Source organism: Pseudomonas sp. HP_01 (genome assembly GCF_055284355.1).
The window spans coordinates 62772-73586 of the sequence record NZ_JBTOPV010000007.1 but is presented as its reverse complement, the minus strand read 5'-3'; the positions used below and the strand labels follow the sequence as shown (position 1 = coordinate 73586).

Annotated in this window: 12 protein-coding genes; 8 read left to right on the top strand and 4 right to left on the bottom strand. The window is 59.4% G+C overall.

Translation table 11 applies throughout. The annotated features are described in order from the left end of the window. Nucleotides 1-50: 50 nt before the first annotated feature. From ACYAR8_RS06285 to ACYAR8_RS06275, 3 genes are all read right to left on the bottom strand, one after another. Entirely contained in the window at nt 51-851 is an 801-nt protein-coding gene (locus tag ACYAR8_RS06285) for a carbon-nitrogen hydrolase family protein (RefSeq protein WP_463579385.1), read from the bottom strand. Nucleotides 852-862: 11 nt separating this feature from the next. Further along, a complete protein-coding gene (locus ACYAR8_RS06280) occupies nt 863-2557 on the bottom strand; it encodes a flavin monoamine oxidase family protein (protein WP_463579384.1) in 1695 nt (564 codons plus the stop codon). 143 nt (nt 2558-2700) lie between these two features. Continuing rightward, the gene (locus ACYAR8_RS06275; RefSeq protein ID WP_074886913.1) at nt 2701-3162 is read right to left on the bottom strand and encodes an Lrp/AsnC family transcriptional regulator; all 462 of its coding nucleotides are present in this window, start codon (nt 3160-3162) and stop codon (nt 2701-2703) included. A gap of 247 nt (nt 3163-3409) precedes the next feature. On the opposite strand from ACYAR8_RS06275, the gene ppk2 reads away from it, so the two are divergent. Then, the gene (gene ppk2 / locus ACYAR8_RS06270; RefSeq protein ID WP_074886916.1) at nt 3410-4321 is read left to right on the top strand and encodes a polyphosphate kinase 2; all 912 of its coding nucleotides are present in this window, start codon (nt 3410-3412) and stop codon (nt 4319-4321) included. A 36-nt stretch (nt 4322-4357) separates the two neighbouring features. Here ppk2 and ACYAR8_RS06265 read toward each other — a convergent pair whose 3' ends face one another. Continuing rightward, a complete protein-coding gene (locus ACYAR8_RS06265; RefSeq protein WP_108121112.1) occupies nt 4358-5404 on the bottom strand; it encodes an FUSC family protein in 1047 nt (348 codons plus the stop codon). Nucleotides 5405-5572: 168 nt separating this feature from the next. Here ACYAR8_RS06265 and ACYAR8_RS06260 point away from each other — a divergent pair, with 168 nt between their 5' ends. The 7 genes from ACYAR8_RS06260 (at nt 5573) to ACYAR8_RS06230 (ending at nt 10638) form a co-directional block, all read left to right on the top strand. Beyond that, the gene (locus ACYAR8_RS06260) at nt 5573-6193 is read left to right on the top strand and encodes a YjfI family protein (protein WP_463579383.1); all 621 of its coding nucleotides are present in this window, start codon (nt 5573-5575) and stop codon (nt 6191-6193) included. Nucleotides 6194-6208: 15 nt separating this feature from the next. After that, nucleotides 6209-6916 (top strand): PspA/IM30 family protein, encoded by a 708-nt coding sequence (locus tag ACYAR8_RS06255; protein ID WP_074886925.1) that lies wholly within the window; start codon nt 6209-6211, stop codon nt 6914-6916. Between the two features lie 77 nt (nt 6917-6993). Continuing rightward, nucleotides 6994-7557 carry a rhomboid family intramembrane serine protease gene (locus ACYAR8_RS06250; RefSeq protein WP_463579382.1) on the top strand — a complete coding sequence of 188 codons (564 nt, stop codon included), beginning with the start codon at nt 6994-6996 and terminating at the stop codon, nt 7555-7557. 49 nt (nt 7558-7606) lie between these two features. Further along, nucleotides 7607-8275, top strand: coding sequence for a DUF2491 family protein (locus tag ACYAR8_RS06245; RefSeq protein ID WP_463579381.1), 669 nt, complete (start codon nt 7607-7609; stop codon nt 8273-8275). 13 nt (nt 8276-8288) lie between these two features. Continuing rightward, nucleotides 8289-8714, top strand: a complete 426-nt coding sequence (locus ACYAR8_RS06240) for a DUF350 domain-containing protein (RefSeq protein ID WP_074886933.1) — start codon at nt 8289-8291, stop codon at nt 8712-8714. Between the two features lie 26 nt (nt 8715-8740). Next, nucleotides 8741-9466 (top strand): DUF1190 domain-containing protein, encoded by a 726-nt coding sequence (locus tag ACYAR8_RS06235; protein WP_074886936.1) that lies wholly within the window; start codon nt 8741-8743, stop codon nt 9464-9466. A gap of 14 nt (nt 9467-9480) precedes the next feature. Continuing rightward, nucleotides 9481-10638, top strand: coding sequence for a glutathionylspermidine synthase family protein (locus ACYAR8_RS06230; protein ID WP_463579380.1), 1158 nt, complete (start codon nt 9481-9483; stop codon nt 10636-10638). Nucleotides 10639-10815: the final 177 nt, after the last annotated feature.

Genomic DNA, 10815 nt, shown 5'->3' with positions numbered 1-10815 from the left:
ACGGGTGTGCAAGTGTGGGACGTGCGCAGTGGCGACGCAGGATGATGACCCTAGGGTTTGCCCAGCCCCGAATAAAACCCCGGCCGGCGATCCTTGAAATACGTATTGATCGCCTGCGACTCGCTCATCGATTCACGGTCCAGGTCCGCCATCACCAGCGCCTCATCCTGACCGGCAAGACCGATTTGCCGACCGTCTGGCGCGCAGATGCTGCTCAAACCGCAGTAATGGATCTCGCCCTCACTGCCGCAGTAATTGGCATAAACCAGGTAGCACTGGTTCTCGAAGGCGCGGGCCCGCACGGTGACTTCCGCGACGAAATCGTAGGGCGCCATGTTGGCAGTCGGTACGAGAATCAGGTCTGCGCCGGCCAAGGCCAGACGCCGAGTGTTCTCGGGAAACTCGACGTCGTAGCAGATCAAAAAGCCAAGTTTCCAGCCGCCGAATTCCACTACCGGAAAGTGCTCATCGCCTGCGCTGAACATCGCGTTGTCCAGCTCGCCATACAGATGGGTCTTACGGTAATTGCAGAGCCGAACACCTTGCGCGTCGATCAACTGCACGGCGTTGTAAACCTGACCGTCGCCGCTTAACTCCGGGTATCCGTACAGAATCGCGACGCCCGTGGCCTGAGCGATCTCGGCAATCTTCAGCGCAGCCGGGCCGTCGCTCGCTTGCGCCAACTCCCGTGCGGCCTTGGCACCGATGTTGTAGCCGCTGAGAAACATCTCCGGGAAGACCAGCAGCGCCGCGCCCTGCGCCGATGCCTCGATTGCCTGAGCTTCCAGGCGCATAAGATTGGCGCTGACATCCAGGGGCAGCGGCGGGCATTGGTAGAGAGCGACGCGCATTTGAAGCTTCCTTATTCCGGCAAAACGATCGGGCCGATTTCGTGAAACACGTCACCCGGGCCCGGGTTCTCGGCGTGAGTCTTGCCGCCGAAGTGGGTCATGATGCCCCACACCGCGTTCAGCGAGGTCTGCACTGCGCCTTCGACCCACGCGGGTGTCCAGGACACATCGTCACCTGCGATGAAAATACCCCGTTGCTCGTCAGGCATTTCCTTCTGCATGAAGTGTGCGTACATCCGCTGGTTATAGCGGTAGTGGCCCGGCAGCGCGCCTTTGAAAGCGCCGAGGAAGTGTGGGTCCGATTCCCACGACACGGTGATCGGGTCTCCGATGACGCGCGCGGCGATATCGACCTTCGGGTAGATCTTTTTCAGCGCCCCTAGCGCCAGGCTGACGCGCTTTTCCACGGGATGCGGCAGCATTTTCAGCGCGTCGCTCATCCACGAGTACGACAGGCAAATCACTCCCGGCTTCTCCACGCCGTTGGAATAGGTGCCGTTGTCGAACAGGTAAGTGCCACGGGTCAGGCGATCGGTCAGGGTCATGCTCATCAGGTCGCGGCCGGTCTCCGGGTCTTTGTCCTTCCAGAACGGCCGGTCGACCATGACGAAGGTTTTCGACGCCTGCATGTAGCGCGTGCGGTCCAGCGCCATCCACATCTTCTGCGAGAACAGCGATTCTTCGCACTCGATCTGGGTGGTCAGCAACCAAGTCTGGCACGTGGCCAGAACCGCATCGTAATGGCGAACGTCACCCAGATTGTCGGTGACTGCGAACTGGCCGTTGGCGGCCCGGCTGATGCCCTTGACCCCGGTGCGCGGGGCGCCCCGGTGCAGCGTCGACAGACTGGTGCCTTCTGGCCAATGGGCGCAACGTTCGGGGGCGTGGCGCCAGATGCCGATAGGCACTTGCGCGACGCCGCCAACGATCAGGTGCTGGTGATCGTCGCAGTTGGTCATGACCACGCGGAAGATCTCCAGCATCGAGTTCGGGAAGTCCGAGTCCCAGCCACCGGTGCCGAAACCGACCTGACCAAACACTTCGCGGTGATAAAACGACAGTTTGGCGAAGGCTTTGGACGTGGCGACAAAATCATAGAACGTGCGGTCGTCCCACAACGGCACCAGCTTGTCCCACAGCTCCTTGAGCCGAGGCACATCACGGTCGCGGATGGCTTGCTGAATGTCGGCGAACTGCGAGCCGTCCTCCAGCGCATCGGCCCAGGCGTCGGCGACTTCCTGAAACAGCGCGGGCAAGTCCGACAGTTTTTGTGCGTAGTGAGTGCTCCCTTCCAGGTCGATTACCGTGCTGCCGGACGCCGCCGTCAGCGGGTTGGGGAAAGGTTTGGACTCCAGGCCGAGCTTGTCGACGTAGTGATAAAAAGCGGTGGAGGACACCGGGAAGCGCATGCCGCCCAGCTCGGCAATGATGCCTTCAGCACCTTCAAACTGCTGCGAACGCAGACGGCCGCCCATTTTGGAGGCTTCATAAACGACAGGTTTGAGGCCCAGCTTCATCAGCTCATAAGCCGCCACCAGGCCCGCGATGCCTGCGCCGACGATCGCCACCTCTTTGCCAAGGTTTTCCGTCGGAATGCTGCCCAGGCCTGCCGGGTGCTCAATCCAGTCATCGAAGGCGAACGGGAAGTCCGGGCCGAAAATCGTGATCGGTTTTTTTCCGTCGGCGGGGTGGCGATTGTTCTTCATGACTGACCTTGTTCGACTGGGGCGCGAAAGGGGACAAGTCTAGATAACAGTTGAGACGTTAATAAGACGCAGAGTGTCGTCGTTGTGTCGAGAAGGCAGGCAAAGTGACGGGGTGGTTCGTCATATTGTCAGAATTGGCCCATTCAGGACGGCTGCCCGCGGTCGATCTTGCTGCTGAGGATGATCGATGTGGTGGTCTTCTCGACGCCATCGACACTGCCGATCAGATCAAGCATCTGATCCAGTTGCTCCGGCGAGTCGGTACGCAGCCACGCGACGTAATCGAACTCACCGCTTACAGCGCAAAGTTGTTGCACCTGCGCCATCGCACTCAGTCGCCGCAACACTTCCTTGCCCGAGCGAGGCTGCACGGTGATCCCGACATAAGCCTGCAACCCGCCATCCACCAGACGCTGACCCAGACGCACGCCGTAGCCGGTGATGACTTTGGCTTTCTCCAGGCGCGCCAGTCGCGAGGTCACGGTCGTGCGCGCGATGCCCAATTGCCGAGCCAGATTGGCGACCGGTTCCCGGGCATTGATTTGCAGCGCGGCGATCAGTTTGCGATCGATGTCATCGAGGGCTGGGGGGCGGGTGTCAGGCAAGGGCGAATCTCCTTCGGCAAGCGGGGCATGTTAGGAGATTCCGTAGGGGTGCGGGTGATATTCGAACGGCAGGGTACGGTGGCAGTCGAGGTCATTTCGTTGTTTGCCCAGCAGAGATGGGCTTGAGAGAGCTTGCGCCGGTTATGTTGGACTTTTCTGCGCTGTAAGGCTTTTGTCATTCTTCTGTCACCCCCGGCATGCCTAAATTCTCTCCCCATCCCTTTGAATCCACGCCGGGAGCCTCGTCATGACTCTGGATTTCTCTGAAACCGCCCGCTACATCCAGGCCGATATCCTCGACAGCTTCGACGAAGAACTGGAAATGGAGTACGACGACGCGCGCCTGGATGGCTTGTTGGCTGACTTGGGTGAGGAGGTGCCCAAAGGGATTGATCGCCGCCTGTATTTCCGTGAGCTGCTGCGCCTGCAAGGCGAGCTGGTGAAACTGCAGGACTGGGTGGTGAGCCAGAAGCTCAAGGTCGTCGTACTGTTCGAAGGCCGGGATGCGGCAGGCAAGGGCGGTGCGATCAAGCGCATCACCCAGCGTCTCAACCCGCGGGTTTGTCGCGTGGCTGCACTGACCGCGCCGAGTGAACGCGAGCGCACGCAGTGGTACTTCCAGCGTTACGTCGCGCACCTGCCTGCCGCTGGCGAAATGGTGCTGTTCGACCGCAGTTGGTACAACCGGGCCGGGGTCGAGCGGGTCATGGGCTTCTGCAATGACGAAGAGTACGAAGAGTTTTTCCGCACCGTCCCCGAGTTCGAAAAGATGCTGGTGCGCTCGGGCATTATCCTGATCAAGTACTGGTTCTCCATCACCGACGACGAGCAATACCGGCGCTTTCTGATGCGCATTCATGACCCGCTGAAACAGTGGAAGCTCTCGCCGATGGACCTTGAGTCTCGTCGCCGCTGGGAGGACTACACAAACGCAAAAGAGGAAATGCTCACCCGTTCCCACACGGACGTCGCGCCCTGGTGGATCGTCGAGGCCGACGACAAGAAGCGAGCGCGCCTGAACTGTATTCATCACTTGCTGGAGCAGATCCCGCGTGGCGATACCGAGACACCGCAAGTGGTGCTGCCGGAGCGCGAGTACAACGCCAATTACCTGCGCGCACCCGTGCCCCGCGAGATGGTCGTTCCGCCGGTTTATTGATCCTCTGCCGGTTTTTGATCACCGTGCTGGCGTGGTTCAGATTTTCCACGCTGGCGCTGTTTTCGCCAGACGCTGTTGCAGGCTTTCCAGATTCTGGGTGAATTGGCGGGTCATCAACTGGTAACCCAGCACCTCGGTCGACGCGGTTGGAGCGTCGGGCCCGACGGTCAAGCTCTCGGTCGACCGCTCCAAACGCTCGGTCGCACCGGTCTGCAGCGCACGGGCCATACCGATCAACATGCGCCGAATCCGCCGTTGCTCCGCCGTCACCCCTGTACTGCCAGCATCTGCCGGACGCAGGTTCGACAGAATCTCAAGGATGCTCAGGCACATGCGGAAATGGCTCTGAATGGCGTCCAGCTCAACGATGGATATCTTCACTTCCTTGGACACCGACGGCATCAGCGAACGCAGCTGCAACAGCGTTGCGCCCATTCGCGCGGTCAGCTTCACATGCTCATCTGCGGTCATGGACTGCCCGCTGGCTATTCGGTCGTAAGCCAGGGCACAGTCTCGCAGACCCTTCGCCAGGTTGTAGCGCCACGAATACACGGCGTACAGCGGCAGCGCGAACGAAAACGCCAGGGCGAGGGCGATGCCGATAAGGATGTCCACCGTCCGCCACAACCCGTCCGTGATCGGGTTGTCACCGTGGCCCGCCACGATAAACAGCGTGATCGCCGACAACAGCGCCGTGTAACCCCCCTTGCCGATGGCGTGATACGCAAAGAAGCCGCAGATCAGTGACATGACCACGTACGTCAGCAACGGCATACCCAGATAGCTTTCCTGCGCAACCACCGCCAGGCCCAGCGCCGCACCAATCAGCGTCCCGTAAGCCCGCTCCACCGACTTCTTGCCGATGTTGCCGTGGTGCTGCAACCCGCCGATCACGATCAGCATCGTCACTGACGCCCACTCTCCGTGGGGCAGATGAAACCCTGTCGTCAGAAGAATCGACACCAGCAGTCCGACCACGATTCGGCCGGCGTGAATGTAGCGGGCATGGCGATAGCGGCGGTATGGGTCCAGCAGCGGACGCAGTACGCGGCGAAGCCATGAGGGGAGGGAGGCTGAGTTCATGGGGTTACAGACCATGGGGAAGATGAATATATCCGAAGCCTCTCAAATGCGGCGCGTCACCATCGGCGTCGCCTCATTCACAAAATCATCACATGTGAGATGTTGCGTATCAGGATGGTTGCGCGTAGGGTGCGTTGCTATCACATGTGATGTTCAGGAAAAACTTCAATGGCTCGGAAAACTTCAACCGACTATATGCGCGAAATGCGCGCTCGGCTGACGGCTGCCGGCTACGTGAAAAGAGAGCTCTACGTGCTTCCCGAAAACGCGGAAGTCCTGAGAGACATCGAGAAAGTGCTGCGCCAGCCCTATTTGGGTAACCGGATCAAACTGGAGGGATTCATGACTGAGAACACCAATTGGACGATCAACACACTTCACTCGGCATTCGCCGAACTGGACGTGGTTAAAGATAAAGATATCGAGCTGACCCTCATTCAAGGCGCCGAGCCAAGTCTGAGCCTGGTGATGAACCAGTTCGGCGGCTTGCCAATCATCATCGCCATCGCAGGCGACCAGATCCTGGTTGATTCCGTGCTGGTGTACGTCTCCGAGGTCAAAGACCGGGACGCTTTCAACGACGCCGTGCTGCGCAGCCGGGAGCTCTTCCCGTTGTCATCGATCGGCATCGAGACCCTGCCAAACGGCGAAACCTTCTACAACATGTTTGGCGCACTGAGCGCCGCCTCTTCGTTGACGGTCATCGTCCACGAGGTGCTCACGCTGGCAGAAAACGTGATTCATGCGGCCGACGCCTACGAAGATTTTCTTAAAGTTGATCCACAGTAATCGGGAGACACATCAATGAGCCTTTGGAAAAAAATGGTCACAGCGCTGCGTGGTGGGGCTTCCGAGGTGGGTGAAGCCATCGTCGATGCCCAGGCACTGCGAATCCTCGACCAGGAAATCCGTGACGCCGACGCCTCCATGCTCGCGGCGCGCAACCAACTGATTCAAATCAAAGCCAAGCACAAGCTCTCGCTGCAACGCGTCGAAGAGCACGACAAAAACATCGCCAACTGGGAGCAGAAAGCGCTCGCGGCGATGAACAAAGGCGAAGAAGCCCTTGCCCTCGAGTGTGCCGAGAAAGTGGCCGAGCTGACGGCTCTGCGCGACCAGGAGAAGCTGGCGGCCGATCAGTTTGGCGTCCATGTGGCGAAACTGACCGCACAGGTCATTAAGGCCGAGAGCCAGATCAAAGGCCTGCGTCAGCAGACCGATATGGCGAAGGCCCGCGACAGCGTGCAAAAGGCGCAGATCAACGCGGCGGCTGCAACGGGCGGTGCCAACGGCCGACTCGAAACCGCAGTAGGTTCGCTGGCACGTATCAAGCAGCGTCAGGATGAACAGGACGCCAGGCTTGAAGCGGCCGATGAACTGACCGAGGCTGCCAATGGCGGTGATCTGGAGCGTCGTCTTCAGGATGCCGGGATCGGCGCAAAAACCGGCGGTGCGGCTGACGTTCTGGCCCGATTGAAAGCGCAAAACCAGAGCGGTAACGCTGGGCAGTAAGCACCATTAAAAAGAGGCAGCCGGATTTCCCGTCTGCCTTTTTTTCGGTTTCATTTTTTCGGCTTACCGGTGCGCAGATGAATATCGGAAACGGACTACGGACGATACTCTGCCTTGCCGCTTTGATGATCGCTGTGCAGGTGGTTAACTCCCTGACCGCCAACAGCCTGCTGTACCACGGCCTGGTGCCTAGAACGTTGTCCGGACTTCAAGGCATCGTTTTCTCCCCGTTTCTGCATGGTTCGGTCCGTCACCTGCTGAGCAATCTGCTGCCTTTTGTGGTGCTGAGCTGGCTGGTGACGACCGAGGGGCTTCGACGTTACGTCCGCGTGGTGCTGCTCATCGTTGTGCTGGGCGGGCTGATGGTCTGGGTGATTGGCCGGCCGGTTATCCATGTAGGCGCCAGCGGTCTGATCTTTGGCTTATGGGCGTATTTGCTGGCGCGCGCATGGTATCAGCGCAGCCTGGCGAGTTTCGCGATTGCGCTGGTGACCCTGCTGGGCTACAGCGGATTAATATTCGGCTTCATTCCGGTGCCCGGCGTATCGATTGAGTCACACCTATGCGGCGCGCTTGCCGGTATTGTGACGGCCTTGCTGATGCACTCGCGGCGGCTTGTCGAGCGAGGTCCGGCGCAGTGAGTGGCAGAACTTTTCAGATCGCCTCGGCGCGAATTCAAGGAGATGAAACATGAGCTGGATCAAACGCGCTTTAGGCCTGGAGTCGCCCATTCCGCCGGCCGGCTCTAACTCCGTTGCCAATGCGGCCCTGGCTAATCCGTTCGGGCTGGCGACCGGTCGTATGCTCGACCTCGACGACTCGCTCAAGCTGATGCTCGACGGCCATTCGGAGCTGGTGGTCCCCAACGAAGAAGTGGTCTGGTCAGTGGGGCAGGTCGACTTGGGGCAATCGGTACGTCTGGTGCGCTTCTACTTCGAGGACGAAGATTACTGGCTGCAGGTCATGATGAACGGGCCTGCCGCTGAAGACGTTCAGGACATCATCCTGTTCGGTTACAGCAGCGTCGTCACGATCAACAGCGAGGCGGAGCTCAAGCGTCTGGTGGGGCCTTCGTCCAAAGTCGGTCTGCCGGTGTTCGAACATGACGGGTGGGAATACGGTCGTCAGTGGGGCACGGAACAAGGCCAGACCGAACTCACGCCCATGGACGAGCACGTCGTCAGCCCCGACGGTGCCTACCGCATCAAGCACTTGAGTATGTTGTACGCGCGGGACACCGGATTGGTAGACCGCCGCGAGTTTCTGCTGCTGTCTGTCGAGGAAGACGAGGAGGGGGTTGTTTCCTTTACCACGTCGGTCGGCGTGACCCTGCAGTCCACTGATTTCACCGTCATTTAAAAGGAAGTAAAAAATGCTTGAAGCGCTTCGTATGTCTGTCAGCTTCCAGTCGTTGCTGAGTTTTGTGGTCTACATCATTGTGGCCGGCGGATTGTTCTCGTTGTTTCAGATGGCCTACACGCGTCTGACGCCGCACAAGGAATTCGCCCAGATCCGTGAGGGCAATGTCGCCGCCGCCGTCGCTCTTGGCGGTGCGCTGATCGGTTTCGCCCTGCCTGCCAGCAACGTGATCACCTACAGCATCAGCGTACTTGATGTGGTGATCTGGGCAGTGATTGCGGCAGTCGTACAGCTGCTGGCCTTCACCGCCACCAGCATGGTGCTCAAGGATCTTTCAGCACGCATCACCCGAGGCGAGCTTGCCGCGGCCATCTACGCCGCCAGCGTCTCGATCAGTGTCGGTTTTCTCAACTCGGCCTGCATGACGCCGTCGACCTGATCGCCCGTTATCGAAAGGAGTTATCGATGAGACGTAGTTCCCTCAAGCTGGTCCTGGCCAGCACCCTGCCGCTGGCGATCAGCGCGTGCAGCAAATCCGATACCGTTGAAGTTTCCGCGCAGCAGACCTACCCGTCGGTTCAGTCCTGCGTTGACCAGAAAGTCCCGGTCGACATCTGCTCGGACGCTTATATGAGCGCGCTGGCGGAACACCGCCGCATTGCCCCAACCTACGACGACAAGACGGCTTGCGAAGCGGATTTTGTCCCTGACTACTGCCAGCAGAACGCCGATGGCAAGTTCACGCCCAAGCTCGGCGGTTTCCAGCTGGAAGTTTCCGGTGAGCTTCCCAAGTCCCAGGTCGACGCAGCGAAGGCACAGGCTAACCAGTCCGGTGGCGGTGGTGGTGGCTTCGGTTCCGGGGTGAACGGCTTCCTGATGGGCATGCTCGTCAGCAACATGGTCAACGGATTCACCGGCGGTGGCGGTCGTTACTATGCTCAACCCATCTACCAGGAGCGGGACTCGCGGGGTGGATATGGGTATTCCACGCTGTCGCGCCAGATCGAGCGGGGCAAAACCTTCGGCAACTCTACCCAAGCTCGAAGCAGCTCGACCGGCACTTACAGCAAAAGCACCCTTGGCCGTAACTCCTCCGTCTCGTCGTCTGTTTCCCGTGGCGGTTTCGGCAGCCAGGCCACCGCTCGCAGCGGTTGGGGTGGCAAAAGCAGCGGTTCAAGCTTCGGCGGATAACAGGGACGTTTCCCATGAAAAGGATCAGCATTCAGGAACGTCCTGACTGGCGCCAGACGGCCGAGCGTGAGGGTTTCAACTTTCACACCATCGACGGCGAGCGCTACTGGGACGAACGGGCCTACTACCAGTTCACCGAAGCGCAGATCACACGCGACATCGAAGCGCCAACCCAGGAGCTTCATGCCATGTGCCTGGACGTCGTGGAAAAGGTCGTCGAGAGTGAAGAACTGCTGACCCGGCTGGCCATTCCGCCGGCGTTCTTCGATCTGGTCCGCACATCGTGGAAGGAAGGGCACCCGCACCTGTATGGCCGCTTTGACTTCAGCTATGACGGCATAAACCCGGCCAAGCTGCTGGAAGCCAACATGGACACGCCTACGTCGGCGTATGAAGCGGGCGCGTTTCAGCTCATCTGGCTTGAGGAGCAGATCCAGCGCGGCGTATTGCCGGCCCATGCTTCGCAGTTCAATTCGATGGCGGAAGACCTGGTTCGGGCGTTTGCGGCGATCAGAGAGGGCGGGCCCTTCTACTTCTCGTGCATGTCAGGTTCGATAGAAGACCGAGGAACGACTGAATTCCTGCGCAAAATGGCTGAGCATGTCGGCATCGAAACCCGCCACATCGACATTGAAGACATCGGCCTGAATGCCCACGGCAGATTCGTCGATCTCCAAGGCCGCTGGATCGAGCGCATCTTCAAGCTGCATGCCTGGGAGCATGTCTTCCATGAGCCCCACGGCCAGGCGATCCCGCAGTGCGACACGCAGTTCATCGAACCGGCCTGGAAGGCGATCATTTCGAACAAAGGCATCCTGCCGTTGCTGTGGGAATTCAACGAAGGGCACCCCAATCTGCTGCCGTCCTTTGTGGATAAGCACCCGCAATCTGCGGTGCCAAAGGGCTGGGTGCGCAAGCCGTACTTTTCCCGCGAAGGCGCCAACATCGAAATCCGCACCCCGAGCGATCAGGTCATCTTCGAAGATGGCCCGTACAACGATGCACCCTACATCCTGCAAGCCTTCGCGCCGTTGCCTCGCTTCGGAGATAGCTACACGCTGATCGGATCGTGGGTGGTGGGGGATACTGCTTCAGGGATCGGGATTCGTGAAGACGACAGTTTGATCACCAAGGACAGCAGCCGGTTTTTGCCGCATGTGGTGATTGATTGAGGGGATTGGGTTTACGGTCGGTGTGCCGCCTTAGTACGAAAAAGCCGGTACTGTACCTCTGACGATACTGGGGAAAAGTCGTCCAGACAGGAGCCTCAGCTAGCGATTTGGGCGCAGGTCTAGGCAACTAAAACGAGCAGAGGTAGCGCCTTAGCAACTTGGCTCTACCAATCATCA